This is a genomic window from Bacteroides sp. BFG-637 (genome assembly GCF_024793605.1).
Lineage (GTDB): Bacteria > Bacteroidota > Bacteroidia > Bacteroidales > Bacteroidaceae > Bacteroides > Bacteroides vicugnae.
Map to the genome: position 1 here is coordinate 2,473,968 of NZ_JANUPD010000002.1, position 15,122 is coordinate 2,489,089.

Consider the following 15,122-nt stretch of genomic DNA (forward strand, 5'->3'; position numbering starts at 1 on the left):
ACAAGTAAACTGCTTATCTTTGCACCCGTTGAAAAAACGCGGAAATAGCTCAGTTGGTAGAGCATAACCTTGCCAAGGTTAGGGTCGCGAGTTCGAGTCTCGTTTTCCGCTCTTTCTTTGAAAGGATGCTCGAATGGTGGAATGGTAGACACGAAGGACTTAAAATCCTTTGGCCATTGCGGCTGTGCGGGTTCAAGTCCCGCTTCGAGTACGAGTATTCTTTATAGGCTTTATGAATCATTGATTCATAAAGCCTTTTTTATTTTTATGGGTGTGTAATCTACATTTGTTTTGTTTGAGGGAGCTTTGTAGTAATGGCTACTTGAAAAAATAAATCAAAAAACAGTAATAATATTTTTTTATTGTGTTATTAATCTTTTATTTTGCTTTCAGATTATAAGCTTGTAATAGATATTATATTAATCATTTCTTTAACCTTATACATGGTACATTTGATTTAACCGTTAACACTGAAAAATACTAGAGAGATGGAAAATAACGACAAGCAGATTGAATTAAAGTTTCAGAGGTTTTTTACTGTGAATTTTCCGAAAGTAAAAAACTTTGCTCAAATGCTGCTTAAATCGGAAAGTGATGCAGAAGATGTGGCTCAAGATGTTTTTTGTAAGCTTTGGCTGCAGCCGGAGTTATGGCTGAATAATGATAAAGAACTAGACAATTATATCTTTATAATGACTAGAAATATAGTTCTGAACATCTTTAAGCATCAACAGGTAGAGCAAGAATATCAGGCGGAGGTTATAGAAAAGACTTTTCTTTATGAATTGACAGAGAAAGAAGAGATCTTGAATAATGTATATTATAGGGAGATGCTGTTGATTATTCAGTTGACCTTGGAAAAGATGCCGAAACGTCGTCGGTTGATATTCGAACTTAGCCGTTTTCGAGGATTAAGCCATAAAGAAATAGCTGATAAACTCGATGTTTCTATTCGTACTATAGAGCATCAGGTTTATCTGGCATTGATCGAATTAAAGAAGGTACTCCTCTTTTTTATTTTTTTCTCCAATATTTTTAAGTAGTGTGTTCGTTGTAGTTGTATTTAGTGTATAAAGCCCAAAAAAAGAAAGAAAAAGATTCATGAAAAATTATATTCAACAACTCATAGAATTGTTCGGCCATAACAACTATTCAGCCGATACACAGAAGAAAGTGCAACAGTGGTTGGCTGATGAGGAGCATGTTGATGAAAAGAATGAGGCTCTTCATGAGCTTTGGAAACAAGCAGAAGGACAGAGAGCACCTGATGGTATGCAACAATCAATACAACGAATGCGGCAGAATCTGGGAATGCAGTCTGCCACTTCGCAGAGAAATTACCAGTTACTTATATGGAGAGCTGCAGCTATTTTCTTGTTAGCTGTCTCATCCATTTCTATCTATCTGATGTTGGAAAAGGACCGACCAGAAAAAGATTTGGTTGAATGCTATATACCAACAGCGGAAACTCGTGAACTTACATTACCGGATGGTACACATGTCATGCTGAATTCAAAGAGTACACTACTATATCCGGAACAATTTACAGGAGAAACTAGAAGTGTATATTTGATTGGTGAGGCCAACTTTAAAGTGAAACCGGATAAGAAGCATCCTTTCATTGTAAAGGCGAATGATTATCAAGTTACAGCTTTGGGAACAGAGTTTAATGTAAATGCTTATCCTGACAGCAATGAATTAATTGCCACATTATTGGAAGGTCGTGTGAAAGTGGAATTTAATAATTTAATGTCAAATATTATTTTAAAGCCTAATGAACAGTTGGTCTATGACAAACATACGAAAGCGCACAATCTGCGGATGCCTGAGATAGATGATGTGACGGCATGGCAACGTGGGGAATTGGTTTTTAGTAATATGCATCTGGAGGATATTTTTACAAATCTTGAACGTAAATTTCCTTATGCCTTTGTATATAGCCTTCATAGTCTGAAAAAGAATACATATAGTTTCCGTTTCTCCAAACAGGCTAATTTGGAGGAAGTTATGAAGATTATATCGCAAGTTGTAGGAAATGTAAACTATGTTGTCAAGGGAAATAAGTGCTATGTAACTAGCAAAGAATAAATATATTGTAGAACCTTTTTTAATTTAATACGTAATGCAAAAAAATACCCGGAAGGAATGGCCGTTCCTCCCGGATATGAAATCAATTTCTTTTAATATTAGCGTAATATTGACGCTATTCTGAATGATCCTAGAATAATAACCAATTAACTAATACTAAAGATGCTACAAATCTACGAAAAAATAGCAGAAAAAATAGCTCATAAGCGGGTCTTTCTCACTTTTTTAAGTCTTATTCTTATACAGACTTTCGCTTTGGCTCAAAATGATAGTAAAATAACTATCCAGCAAAAGAACATCACTGTCATTGATGCCTTAAAGACTGTGGAAAAACAGTCCAAAAAGTCTATAAATTATAGTGATTCCGAATTAAAAGGAAAAGTAATAGCCCAGTTAAACTTGCAGAATGCATCCCTCGAAACCGCACTCGATACCATTTTAAAAGGGACAGGCTTTTCATTCCAGATTCAAGGTAACTACATCATAATAACTGAAAAGAAGCCTGTAGTTACGCAAACCCTTAAAAATATCAAAGGAAAGGTTACCGATGAAAGCGGTGAACCGTTGATTGGAGTAAATATATCTGTGGATGGTAGTTCTACAGGTACGATTACCGATTTCGATGGTAACTTTACGATCAAAGCGGCAGAAAAATCGATTCTCAAAGTATCTTATATCGGATATGCTACACAGACAATTCCTGTCTCCAAGAAAGATTTTTATCCGGTTGTAATGAAGCAGGATACCGAAGTGCTCGATGAAGTTGTTGTGACGGCATTGGGTATCAAACGCGCAGAAAAGGCGTTGTCTTACAATGTACAACAAGTCAAGGGAGATGCTTTGACTACGGTAAAAGATGCTAACTTTGTAAACTCGTTGAACGGTAAGATAGCCGGAGTGAGTATTAATAAAAGCGCTAGTGGAGTTGGTGGTGCGACACGTGTTGTAATGCGTGGTGCAAAATCTATCGAAGGTGATAACAATGCTTTGTATGTGGTGGACGGTATTCCTTTGTTCAATACCAATATGGGAAATACCGACAGTGGTATTATGGGTGAAGGTAAGGCCGGAACAGAAGGAATCGCCGACTTCAATCCCGAAGATATTGAAAGCCTTTCTGTTTTGAGTGGTCCTTCGGCTGCCGCGCTGTATGGTAGTAGTGCTGCCAACGGTGTAATTTTGATTACCACTAAAAAAGGAAAAGAAGGAAAACTTTCAGTGCAGTTCTCTTCTTCTTCAGAGTTCAGCAAAGCTTATATGACTCCTGAGTTTCAAAATACGTATGGTAACAAAAAAGATATGTATGAAAGCTGGGGTGAGAAACTTTTGACTCCTACAAGTTATGATCCTAAGAAGGATTTCTTTAATACCGGAACAAACTTTATTAATTCGGTTACGTTGACCACCGGTACGAAATCGAATCAGACTTTTGCTTCTGTTTCTTCTACCAATTCCAAAGGTATTGTGCCTAATAATGAATATGAACGTTTGAATTTCACAATCCGTAATACGGCAACTTTCCTTAATGATAAATTACAACTTGATTTAGGTGCGTCGTATGTGAAACAGAAAGACAAGAATATGGTATCGCAAGGACAATATTGGAATCCGGTGATGGCCGCCTATTTGTTCCCTCGTGGTGAAGACTTTGATGGAATTAAGTCATTCGAGCATTTCGATGAAAGCCGTCAACTTCCGGTTCAGTATTGGCCGGTGGCAGATCCGGTATATGCTTCACAGAACCCTTACTGGACTGCTTATCGCAATGTAGCTACGAATGAAAAGAGTCGTTATATGTTCAACGTAGGGTTGACTTATAATATTACCGATTGGTTGAATGCGGCAGCCCGTTTCAGAATGGATGACACACATGTATTGTTTGAACGCAAGATTTACGCTTCATCCGACGATAAATTTGCGGAAGGCAAGAAAGGACTGTATGGATACAATAACTATGAAGACCGTCAGGAATATGCCGACTTTATGTTGAACGTAAATAAACATATAGCTGATTTCAGTATTTCTGCCAATGCGGGTTGGAACTATTCTAACTATTGGGCATTGGAGAGAGGATACAAAGGGACATTATTGGGAGTGCCCAATAAATTTGCGGCTTCTAATATCGATCCGGCTAATGGTCGTATTTCAGAAAAGGGTGGTGATAGTCGTGTACGTAATCATGCTGTTTTTGCCAATTTGGAACTTGGTTGGAAGAGTATGCTTTATTTGACGCTGACCGGACGTAATGACTGGAATTCACGTTTGGTGAATACCGATGAAGAATCTTTCTTCTATCCCTCAATCGGTCTGTCCGGGATTATTTCCGAGATGGTCAAATTGCCCGAATTTATCTCTTACCTGAAAGTTCGCGGTTCGTATACGGAAGTCGGTGCGCCTGTATCCCGTTCGGGACTGACTCCGGGTACGGTAACTACCCCTATTGTGGGTGGTGCATTAGATCCTACCGGTATCTATCCGTTTACAGATTTCAAGGCAGAACGTACAAAGTCATACGAATTTGGATTAAGTCTGAAGTTGTGGAATAAATTAAGTGCGGAGGTAACCTACTATCATTCTAATACATACAATCAGACCTTCTTGGGTGATCTTCCGGAATTTACCGGATACAAGCAGATTTATTTGCAGGCCGGTAATGTGGGAAATCGTGGTTGGGAGGCTTCATTAAGCTATTCCGATCAGTTTAAGTTCGGATTAGGAGTCTCTTCAACATTGACATTCTCTCGTAATATAAACGAGATTAAGGAGATGGTTGAAAACTATCATACGGATTTGATGGATGAACCGATTAATATTCCGGAGGTTTTGAAGGATGGTGGTCGTGTCATCTTGAAAGAAGGTGGAAGTATTCACGATATTTATGCCAACACCTTCTTAAAGAAAGACCACTTGGGATATGTTGAGGTAAAGAGCGATGGAACCTTTGGAATGGAAAAGGGGGAACCCGTTTATTTGGGAAAAACTTCTCCTGATTTCAATATGGGATGGAGTAATATGTTGACATACAAAGGCTTTGGGCTCGGATTCCAGATCAACGGACGTTTTGGTGGCGTGGTGACCTCTTCTACAGAGGCATTGCTCGATCGTTTCGGTGTGTCCAAACGTTCGGCTGAGGCTCGTGAAGCGGGAGGCGTATTGTTGAAGGGACAAGGTCTGGTAGACGCGAAGTCTTATTATCAGATGACAGGTACGGGAAATTATGAAACTTCCGGTTACTATGTATACAGTGCCACCAATATTCGTTTGCAAGAACTTACCTTTAGCTATACTATGCCTAATAAGTGGTTTGGTAACGTGTTGAAAGATGTTACAGTTTCGTTTATAGCCAACAATCCTTGGATGTTGTATTGCGAAGCTCCGTTCGATCCGGAACTGACTCCTTCCACTAGTACTTACGGACAAGGTAATGATTATTTTATGCAACCGAGTGTTCGTAGCTTTGGTTTCGGTATTAAATTTAAATTATAATACACCTTCTTTATTATGAGAAAAATGAATCAGTTTAAACTATTAGCGGTGATATGCGCAATGGCGCTATTTGCCTCATGCAATTTTGAAGAAATCAATACCAACCAATTTGAGATGAGCGACGGAGAAGGTGCGATGGATGGTTTTGAAGTCGGAGGGCTGATTACAGCTATGCAACGGACAGTGATTCCCGTAGGCACACAGGCTGATGATACAGATGTTATCAATGAATATCAAATAGCTTATCATCTATCGGCCGATAATTGGAGTGGATTTTTTGGCGAGAACAACAGTAACGGTTGGAACGCAGGTAGTAACAATACTACTTATTATTTGTTGGACAATTGGATAAAAGCGACCTATACACAGTCCTATACCAATGCTCTTGATCCTTGGAAGAAATTGAAAATAGCGTCCGAAAAAAATGGTACGCCCGAAGTCTTTGCTTTGGCTCAAATTCTGAAGATTTCCGCTTGGCACAAGACACTTGAAAGTTTCGGTCCGATGCCTTATTCTCATGCGGCGGACGCTACAATGAACATTCCATTCGATTCGGAGAAGGATGTTTATGAAGCTATGTTTCAGGATTTGACTGCTGCCATTGCCGTATTGACGGAAAAAGCTGAAAATGGGGTGAATGTGATGGGAGCTTATGATGCGGTATATGCCGGAGATGCTACTAAATGGGTGAAATACGGCAATTCGCTGATGCTTCGTTTGGCTATGCGTGTCCGCTTCGCTAATGCGGAACTGGCGAAAAAATATGCTACTCAAGCAGTAAATCATTCTATCGGTGTGATGACGGCTAAGGATGATGCGGCCCAAATGAGTCAAGGAGCAGGCATGACTTTCCGCAACAACATTGAATGGCTGGCAGGCAACTATAATGAAGCTCGTATGGGTTCTTCCATTTTTTCTTATCTGATGGGATATGAAGACCCGCGTTTGAGTGTTTATTTTTTGCCGATGGATGGTAATACCTCTTATGGTGTTGAGGCTTTCGACGGAAAAACATATCAAGCGGTGCCGGCAGGGCATGCCAATGCGCAGAATGATATCTACAAATCTTGCTCAAAGCCCAATATTCAAAGTGGGACTCCTACATATTGGCTGCGTGCGTCGGAAGTTTATTTTTTGCGTGCGGAAGCAGCTTTAGTCTGGGAAGGTTTCGGTAGTGCGGATTCATGGTATAAACAGGGCATTGATATGTCTTTTCAGGAGAATGGCGTGACCGATCCTGTAGATGATTATATGAATTCCAATTTGTCACCTCGGGCATTTGTGTTTTCCCATTATCAGTATGGGCAAACACTTTCTGCTCCGTGTGAGACTACTGCCAAGTTTGAAGGAACAACTGAGCAGAAGTTGGAAAAGATTATGATTCAGAAGTGGATTGCTTTGTTTCCTAACGGACAGGAAGCGTGGACGGAATGGAGAAGAACCGGTTATCCGAAGTTGAATGTCATTAAGACTTTGAAAGGAGCAGTGCAAGGCGCAACTCTTGAGGGCGGTATTCGCCGTATGATTTATCCCACCAGTTTTTCTCAGACTAACGAGGGAAAGGCTATCTATGAAGCAGCCTTGAAGTTGTTCAATAACGGTGCCGGTGGCGAAGATAGGTCTTCTACCCGTTTGTGGTGGGATTGTAAGAGATAACCTACATGTATCATTTTAATACAGATGAAAAATATGAAATCATTAAGAAAATTGTTATATATTATTCCATTGACAGGCATGATGGTAACTTCTTGCATGGATGTGGAGAATATTGAGATAGACCATATAGGCGGGTATGCCACAATGAACAATGCGGAGAGTGAGGCATATTATGCCAATCTGCGTGCCTATAAGGCGACTGCCTGGAATTACAATCGTCCCGTAGCTTTCGGATGGTATTCCAATTGGGCGCCTGCTGGAGCTTATCGAAGAGGATATCTTTCTGCTATGCCCGATAGTATGGATTTTGTTTCTATGTGGAGTGGCGCTCCAGGACGTTATGAAATCACTCCGGAGCAGAAAGCTGATAAAGAGTTTGTGCAAAAGGTGAAAGGAACGAAACTGTTGCAGGTAAGTCTGCTTTCTTATCTTGGTAAGGGTGCGACACCAAATTCGGTATACCTCGAAGTGGAAAAACAAGCGGAGGAAGAAGGCTGGTCGGCGGCTCAATTGGAAACGGCGAAGAAACAAGCCCGTTGGAAATATTGGGGATTTGAAGGTCAGTTTGAAAGTGAAAACCATTATGCATGTCTGGCGAAGTTTGCCAAAGCTCTGTGCGATTCTTTGTATGCAAACGAATGGGACGGTTATGATGTAGACTGGGAAATCGGTAGTGGTGTGTTTGATATGGATGGCACATTGAGTCAGAACAAGCATTTGATTCATTTGGTTAAAGAGATGAACAATTACATTGGCCCGAAAAGCGATCCGGAAGGTAAAGGACATAAAATGATCTGTATTGATGGAAATATTTATGGGCTTACCAGTGAATTGGATGAGTATGTCGATTATTGGATTATACAAAGTTATGGTAGTTCCAACCCCAATTTAGATGGTTATGGCGTTGATCCTAAGAAAATAATCTGTACTGAAAACTTTGAAAAGTATGCCACAAATGGAGGTCAATTGCTGAGACAGGCTGCTGCTATGCCGCGGAAAGGTTATAAAGGTGGAGTAGGAGCTTATCGCTTCGATAATGATTATGACAATACACCAAATTATAAATGGATGCGTCAGGCTATTCAAATCAATCAGCGGGTTTTCAATGAATGGAAAGCGAAACAAAACGAAGCGGAAAATAAACCGCAGGAATAAGTGGATTTATAAAATTCTAAAACAGTAAAAAGATGATGAATAAACATATATTCTATTATTTGATGGTAGGTAGTATGGCATTATTGTTGGGCGCTTGCAACGACAGCATGAATGACCTGCTGGAGCCTAAGGTTTATTTCGAAAGCAAGGAATATAATTTCTCGGTGGAAGATGAGATGGATGTAATGACATTTGATCTGGTTTCAAGACTCTCGTCAGCAACTTCCTCTCAGGTAGACGTATCATATAGTGTAGCCGAACCAAGTGTAGTAGACGAATACAATGCAAAGTATGGCACAAATTATGAGATGCTTGATGTTTCGCAGGTAAAGCTAAGCAGTACGACATCTTCTATTTCGAGTGGAAAATTGTATGCGAATAATGTAGAAGTCGAACTTTCCGGGTTAGAAGCCTTGAAAGCCGGGAACTCGTATGTTTTGCCTATGCGGGTACATTCGTCTTCGGTGTCGACTCTTTCCGGAACAAACATTGCATATTTCTTTTTCTCCAAACCGTTGAAAATTACCAAAGCTGGTAATTTCAGTAATCACTATATTTCTGTGAAGTTCCCTGTCGGTACTTTCTTCTCGTCATTCACTTACGAAGCATTGATTAATGTGGATTATTTCCTCGATAATAATACGATTATGGGAACCGAAGGTGTGATGATTCTCCGTATCGGTGATGCGGGAGGAGGAATTACTCCTAAAGATTATTTGGAAGTGGCCGGAGGACAGAACTACCGTGTAACGAAACCGTTGTTAACAAATCGTTGGTATCATGTAGCGTTGACTTATGATCAACCGACAGGAAAAACCGGCATTTATGTAAATGGTGAAAAATGGGCTGGTTCAGATTGGGGTATTGACGGTTTTGATCCGAATTCGGATATGGGTTTTTATATTGGTAGAATCTATGGTTTCAAATGGGGTGAACGTCCATTCCATGGTAAAATGAGTGAAGTCCGTGTTTGGAGTGTAGCCCGTACGGAAAATCAACTTAAGCAGAATATGCTGGGGGTTGACCCTGCTTCAGAAGGCTTGGCACTTTATTATAAACTAGACGGATCGGAGACTCAGGAAGGTGGAGTTATCAAAGATGCCACAGGGCGTATAAACGGTACTACAAATGGAATTACTATTAAGACGTTGGATGCTCCGATAGCTATTAATTAATGGAACACACAAATTTGTGAGAGTTTTGCTCTTTGCATTTTTGAATATGAGTGAAAGCCTGCTTACTGAAAAGATAATATTCTTTTGGTAAGCAGGTTTCTTTTATTTATGTTTGTTTTATGAAGAAGTTACTATTTATCCTGTTTATATCTTTTTCATCTAAATGTTTTTCTCAGTACATCAGAAGGGGATTTAATGCTGACGTGCAAATTATAATCAGCACCCCTTTTCTTCTTTATATGAAAAAGGAATTTTAGCCAAATTTAAATTTTCTCTAAAAAGTTTTCTTATTATAAGTAAAATGCATTCCTTTGCAGCGTTTAATACTTATGGATATACTGGCGAATGGCTCAAATCAACTTCAACTCGATATATACTGCTTATTATAGGAAAGCCTTCCTATTTACCTTGTCCTATGTCCATAATGACTTAGTAGCAGAAGATATTGTATCAGAAGCCATTATCCATTTATGGGAACTAAGTAAAGAACGGGAAATCCCAAGTGTTGAAGCGATCTTAATCACTTATATTCGTAGCAAATCACTCAATTACCTGAAACATATACAAGCACAGGAGAATGTTTTTCAGACTTTGCTTGATAAGGGACAGCGTGAATTGGAAATTCGTATATCAACATTGGAAGCCTGTGATCCGAAGGAAATATTATCAGAGGAATTACGGGCAAAAGTGCATGCATTATTGGAGAGTATGCCGGAAAAAACTCGTACTGCTTTCATCCGCGATCGCCTGGATGGAAAATCCCATAAAGAAATAGCCGAAGAACTGGGCATTAGTGTAAAAGGAGTAGAATATCATATCAGCAGAGCAGTTAAAATACTGCGTGATAATCTAAAAGACTATGCTCCGTTCCTTTTCTTTTTCATCTGAAAAGAAGGAAAATACCTCCTTGCTTGCTATTTTTTTTAAGCAATAATAAAAAAAATCACATTTCTTACTAGGGAATCTCTTTAGTGAGTGGTATTCTTAATGAAAGGGGAATAATACTCCTATTCTCATTACTCATAAATTATTTATTGTATGGATAAGGAATTACTATTAAAATATATTGCAGGCAAGGCATCCCAAAAGGAAAAGGAAGACGTTGCTACATGGATTGATGCGGATGCAGCCAATCTTAAAGAATTCATTTCTCTTCGTAAGAGTTATGATGCATTCATCTGGCAAGACACAGGCGCATTCTCAAAGAAGACAAAAAAGACAATTTCATTGCATCCTGTTACACAACGAATCTTGCGGATTGCGGCAGTGTTTGTTGTAGCTTTCGGATTAAGTTATGCAATGATACAGGTTCTCCAAAAAGAGGATATAGAAATGCAGACTGTTTACGTGCCAGCCGGACAACGCACATTCGTGACACTTGCTGACGGAACTACAGTATGGGTAAATGGAAAAAGTACATTGACTTTCCCGAGCCATTTCTCTTCCCGTACACGTACTGTGGAACTTGATGGAGAAGCCTATTTTGATGTCCGGAAAAATCCGGAAAAACAGTTTATAGTCTCTACCGCTCACCAGTCTGCCATAAAAGTTCTAGGTACAAAATTCAATGTAAAGGCATACAAAGAAGCAGATGAGGTAATTACTACTTTGGTTGAAGGGAAAGTTAATTTTGAATTCAACAATGCCAGTCAACAACCGCAGTATATTGTGATGGCTCCGGGACAGAAACTGGTCTATTATTCCCAGAATGGAAAGACGGAACTCTATACGACTTCCGGCGAGAGAGAACTTTCATGGAAAGATGGCAAAATCATTTTCCGTCAAACGTCATTACGGGATGCACTGGATATCTTGGCAGATAGATACAATGCCGAATTTGTCATACAGGAGAATGTACCTCATGACGACTCATTCTCCGGGACATTTACTAACCGGAATCTGGAACAGGTACTTAATTTTATCAGTGCCTCCTCGAAAGTTCGTTGGCGTTATCTGAATAATAACGCAGATGCCGGTAAAGAGAAAATAAAGATAGAGATATTTATTTAGTACTAAAAGATAAAAACCTTAATTCCCAAAAACTTATTGCCATGAAAAACAAAGATCCCTAGCAACCAAAAAAATACGGGATGATATTGGCCGTATCCTCCCGTATGAGCTTCAGTAATTGTGAACCTACTTGTTTCCCGACAAGTATAACTACCAATTTTCTAATTAAACTCGTTACAAATTTATGCAAAATTATTGTATCGTCCAATTTCTTGGAGGATTAAAGTCTATTAGACGGACCTTAAAGGAAATATCATTGGCTATGAAATTACTATTTATACTCCTTATTTGTTCAGCCGGACTAGCGTATGCATCAGATGGATATGCGCAAAAAACTTCTATCACTTTACGGGTTAACGATTGTACTATAGAAGAAGTGCTGCACAAGATTGAACGTGAATCTGGATTCAGCTTTTTTATAAATAGCAAGAATCTTAACCTTAATCGCCGGGTATCGGTTTCAGCTTCCGAGAAGAATATTTTTCAGGTGTTGGAACAGGTCTTTGCAGGTACAAATGTCGAATATAAAATATTGGATAATAAGATTGTACTGACGGCTAAAGAAACGAAAGTAACTCAACAAAAAACAAAACCCGTTGCAGGTACGGTAAAAGACAAGAATGGCGAACCGCTGATTGGGGTCTCTATTATGGAGAAAGGAACCACTAACGGAACAGTGACCGATCTTGACGGAAACTATACATTGACCACACAGACTGCCAGCCCGGTATTGCTATTCTCATATGTGGGTTATCAGAAAAAGGAATTGCCTGTCTCCGGTCCGGTATTGAATGTCACCTTGGAAGATGATTCGCAAGTGTTGAACGAAGTGGTGGTTACCGCTCTTGGTATTCGTAAAGAGGCGAAAGCACTTTCTTATAATGTCCAAGAAGTTTCTGCCAGTGAAATTGTCGGCGTCAAGGATGCCAATTTCGTAAATAGCTTGTCCGGTAAGATAGCAGGTGTTGTCATCAATTCCAGCTCATCCGGTATCGGTGGTGGAGCTAAGGTGGTGATGCGTGGTGCGAAATCTCTTTCCGGGAATAATAACGCCCTGTATGTAATCGATGGTATTCCGATGCCTTCGTTGGAAACAACACAACCGGACGACTTTATGACCGGTATGGGGCAATCCGGTGACGGTGCTTCCATGATTAACCCCGAAGATATTGAAACTATGTCTGTGTTGAGTGGTGCTGCCGCTTCCGCACTCTATGGTAGTGATGCCGCCAACGGTGTTATCATGATTACCACAAAGAAAGGATCGAAAGATAAGCTTCGTGTCAACTATGCCAATAATACCTCATTCTTCAATCCGTTTGTAACTCCGGAATTTCAAAACACTTATGGTGCAACTACGGGAGAAATAAGAAGCTGGGGACAGAAATTGGGACAAGCCAGCAGTTACGATCCGTTGGACTTCTATCAGACTGGATGGAACGAAACCAACTCTTTAACCATCAGTAATGGGAATGAGAAGAACCAGATATTCCTTTCTATGGCTGCTACCAATGCGGCAGGTATTGTTCCGAACAATACGTTGGATCGCTACAATTTCACTATCCGTAATACGACTAGCATGCTCAATGATCGTCTGCGTCTCGACCTAAGCGCAAGCTATATGAATGTGCGTGAACAGAACATGGTGTCACAGGGACAGTATTTCAATCCGATTGTTCCTATCTATCTGATGTCGCCGAGCTATAGTTTGGAAATGCTTCAGCAGTTTGAAATGTACAACGAAGCCCGTAACTTCAAAACACAATACTGGCCTTGGGGTAATCAGGGTATTGCCATGCAGAACCCCTATTGGATTGTCAATCGCGACAATTTTATCAATCACAAGAACCGTTTCCTCATGAGTGGAGGTTTGAGTTTCGAAATTATGAAAGGCATTACATTAGGTGCGCGTGCCAAAATGGATTATACGTCGGCTCTGTACGAAAAGAAATACGCTGCATCTACCGATAATATTTTCTGCCAGAAATTTGGAGGATATTATAAAGGTGATGCATCCACTCGTCAACTTTATGGCGATGTGATGCTGAATATCGACAAATATTTCGGCGACTTCTCACTGACCGCTACACTAGGTACCAGTATTCAGGATGTCAACTACCAGTATTATGATGTGGGAGGTAGCTTGAATTCTGTGGCAGACGGATTTACAATGCTCAACCTGATGCAGTCTGCCGTGAAATTCCAGCAGGATGGTTATCATGACCAGACGCAATCCATCTTTGCTACAGCACAGCTGGGTTGGAAGAGCAAACTTTACTTGGACGTAACAGGACGTGTTGACTGGTCGTCTGCTTTGGCATGGACCGATACGAAGTCGGTTGCTTACCCGTCGGTGGGTGTTTCTGCTATCTTGACAGAGTTACTACCCATCAAGAACAATGTGCTCACCTTCTTGAAGGTACGCGGCTCATACAGTGAGGTAGGTAATGCTCCTACACGCTACATCGCTTATCAGACTTACCCATACGAATCGGCTTCTCCCGTCACGGCTACCACATATCCCAATACGGATATCAAGCCGGAGCGTACCAAGGCTTGGGAAGTCGGTTTGCAGTCTCATCTTTGGAATGATAGATTGGAGCTGAACGTTTCTCTCTATAAGACATCTACTTACAACCAATTATTCAACCCATCGATTTCCGCTTCTTCCGGTTATTCTTCTATTTATATCAATGGCGGACAAGTGGATAACAAAGGTATCGAGGCAAGTCTGACATTAAACCAGCCGCTCGGACCGGTAAAATGGAACTCTACGTTTACTTATACCATCAATCGCAATAAGATTAAAAAACTGTTGAAACCGACTACTTTATCGAGTGGAGAAATTGTCAAACAGGATATGATGGATTTGGGCGGATTGGAAATTGTGAATTCGCGTCTCTTTGAAGGTGGCTCTATTGGTGACTTGTACGTGACTGCACTTCGCACCGACTCCCATGGATATATTGACGTAGACTATGTCAACAATACAGTAGCTATAGACAACAAGGCGGGCGAACGCCAGGACGGATGGATTTATGCCGGTAACTCGCAAGCTAAGTATATGATGGGATGGCGCAACTCATTCTCATGGAAGGGTTTGACATTGAGCTGTCTGGTTAATGCACGTATTGGTGGTATTGTTGTCTCACAGACACAGGCGATGATGGATGCTTACGGTGTTTCTACAGCTACTGCTGAGGCACGCGACTTGGGCTATGTGCTGATTGACGGTTATAAAGTACCCGCTGTACAGAAGTATTATAGCACTGTAGGAAGTGGTGTCGGCTCTATGTATGTTTATAGTGCGACAAACGTTCGCCTTGCAGAGTTGTCTCTCGGTTATGATATCCCTGTTCAGAAGTGGGTTCCTTGGATACAGGGCATGAATGTAGCCTTTACGGGACGTAACCTGCTGATGTTCTATTGCAAAGCTCCTTTTGACCCTGAACTGACGGCAAGTACAGGCACGCATTTCAGCGGAATGGACTACTTTATGTTGCCGAGCTTACGCAATTTAGGTTTCTCTGTTAAACTCAATTTCTAAAGAAT

At 40.5% G+C, this 15,122-nt stretch carries 9 protein-coding genes and 2 tRNA genes; all 11 read left to right on the top strand.

Going from position 1 to position 15,122, the window contains the following annotated elements:
- Positions 1-38 precede the first annotated feature (38 nt).
- Positions 39-111, top strand: a tRNA-Gly gene (locus tag NXX38_RS09615).
- A 16-nt stretch (positions 112-127) separates the two neighbouring features.
- Positions 128-211: transfer RNA gene (locus tag NXX38_RS09620), tRNA-Leu, on the top strand.
- A gap of 277 nt (positions 212-488) precedes the next feature.
- On the top strand, positions 489-1,043 hold the full coding sequence (locus NXX38_RS09625) for an RNA polymerase sigma-70 factor (RefSeq protein WP_148363954.1): 555 nt from the start codon (positions 489-491) through the stop codon (positions 1,041-1,043).
- Positions 1,044-1,101: 58 nt separating this feature from the next.
- Complete coding sequence (locus NXX38_RS09630; RefSeq protein ID WP_258979377.1) at positions 1,102-2,088, top strand: FecR family protein; 987 nt, start codon at positions 1,102-1,104, stop codon at positions 2,086-2,088.
- Positions 2,089-2,250: 162 nt separating this feature from the next.
- Complete coding sequence (locus NXX38_RS09635) at positions 2,251-5,574, top strand: TonB-dependent receptor (protein ID WP_148363952.1); 3,324 nt, start codon at positions 2,251-2,253, stop codon at positions 5,572-5,574.
- Between the two features lie 15 nt (positions 5,575-5,589).
- Entirely contained in the window at positions 5,590-7,230 is a 1,641-nt protein-coding gene (locus tag NXX38_RS09640) for a SusD/RagB family nutrient-binding outer membrane lipoprotein (protein WP_117935555.1), read from the top strand.
- Positions 7,231-7,263: 33 nt separating this feature from the next.
- The gene (locus NXX38_RS09645; protein WP_217722896.1) at positions 7,264-8,385 is read left to right on the top strand and encodes a glycoside hydrolase family 18; all 1,122 of its coding nucleotides are present in this window, start codon (positions 7,264-7,266) and stop codon (positions 8,383-8,385) included.
- Between the two features lie 32 nt (positions 8,386-8,417).
- Positions 8,418-9,560 carry a DUF1735 and LamG domain-containing protein gene (locus NXX38_RS09650; protein ID WP_148363950.1) on the top strand — a complete coding sequence of 381 codons (1,143 nt, stop codon included), beginning with the start codon at positions 8,418-8,420 and terminating at the stop codon, positions 9,558-9,560.
- Positions 9,561-9,905: 345 nt separating this feature from the next.
- Positions 9,906-10,448: an RNA polymerase sigma-70 factor gene (locus tag NXX38_RS09655; protein ID WP_008997914.1), complete on the top strand. Its 543-nt coding sequence runs from the start codon at positions 9,906-9,908 to the stop codon at positions 10,446-10,448.
- Positions 10,449-10,598: 150 nt separating this feature from the next.
- Positions 10,599-11,570, top strand: a complete 972-nt coding sequence (locus tag NXX38_RS09660) for a FecR family protein (protein ID WP_217722897.1) — start codon at positions 10,599-10,601, stop codon at positions 11,568-11,570.
- A gap of 184 nt (positions 11,571-11,754) precedes the next feature.
- The gene (locus tag NXX38_RS09665; protein ID WP_217722898.1) at positions 11,755-15,117 is read left to right on the top strand and encodes a SusC/RagA family TonB-linked outer membrane protein; all 3,363 of its coding nucleotides are present in this window, start codon (positions 11,755-11,757) and stop codon (positions 15,115-15,117) included.
- Positions 15,118-15,122: the final 5 nt, after the last annotated feature.

Coding starts and splice junctions, on each gene's coding strand:
- NXX38_RS09625 (WP_148363954.1), top strand. CDS start 489: ATGGAAAATAACGACAAGCAGATTGAATTAAAGTTTCAGAGGTTTTTT.
- NXX38_RS09630 (WP_258979377.1), top strand. CDS start 1,102: ATGAAAAATTATATTCAACAACTCATAGAATTGTTCGGCCATAACAAC.
- NXX38_RS09635 (WP_148363952.1), top strand. CDS start 2,251: ATGCTACAAATCTACGAAAAAATAGCAGAAAAAATAGCTCATAAGCGG.
- NXX38_RS09640 (WP_117935555.1), top strand. CDS start 5,590: ATGAGAAAAATGAATCAGTTTAAACTATTAGCGGTGATATGCGCAATG.
- NXX38_RS09645 (WP_217722896.1), top strand. CDS start 7,264: ATGAAATCATTAAGAAAATTGTTATATATTATTCCATTGACAGGCATG.
- NXX38_RS09650 (WP_148363950.1), top strand. CDS start 8,418: ATGATGAATAAACATATATTCTATTATTTGATGGTAGGTAGTATGGCA.
- NXX38_RS09655 (WP_008997914.1), top strand. CDS start 9,906: ATGGCTCAAATCAACTTCAACTCGATATATACTGCTTATTATAGGAAA.
- NXX38_RS09660 (WP_217722897.1), top strand. CDS start 10,599: ATGGATAAGGAATTACTATTAAAATATATTGCAGGCAAGGCATCCCAA.
- NXX38_RS09665 (WP_217722898.1), top strand. CDS start 11,755: ATGCAAAATTATTGTATCGTCCAATTTCTTGGAGGATTAAAGTCTATT.